Source organism: Dellaglioa sp. CoH-56-MRSF-13 (assembly GCF_056782095.1).
In genome coordinates this window covers 1-299 of sequence record NZ_JBXAYC010000141.1, presented here as the reverse complement: position 1 = coordinate 299, position 299 = coordinate 1, and the positions used below count along the sequence as shown (strand labels likewise).

At 50.5% G+C, this 299-nt stretch carries 1 protein-coding gene; it reads right to left on the bottom strand.

Going from position 1 to position 299, the window contains the following annotated elements; all coding sequences use genetic code 11:
• A partial coding sequence (locus AC1RP1_RS08225) for a hypothetical protein (RefSeq protein ID WP_481762756.1) occupies positions 1 to 299 on the bottom strand: 299 nt, incomplete at both ends.

The following is a 299-nucleotide window of genomic DNA, read 5'->3' as shown; positions in this document are numbered from 1 at the left end:
GCCTCCCGTGTATTTCAAAATCACATAGACCCGGCTGGTGCCATTCACTTCGTGTTCGACGCGATGCCCAACAATTTTGTCTACGTATGACACAGCTCCGTACGATGCTACGCACGCCGCATTACCAATTTCCGCTCGGTGCATGACATTGATGGCTATGCAGCGACCATCGCTTTTTGCTTTCCGAATTGCCTTTCGGAAAGCAAATGCCAAATCCTCACCATGACAGTCGGCTGGATCAAATGAGAACCCTAGCGTAATGGTTCTTGTCAGATCGCCACCGGACTCGTAGTCTACAC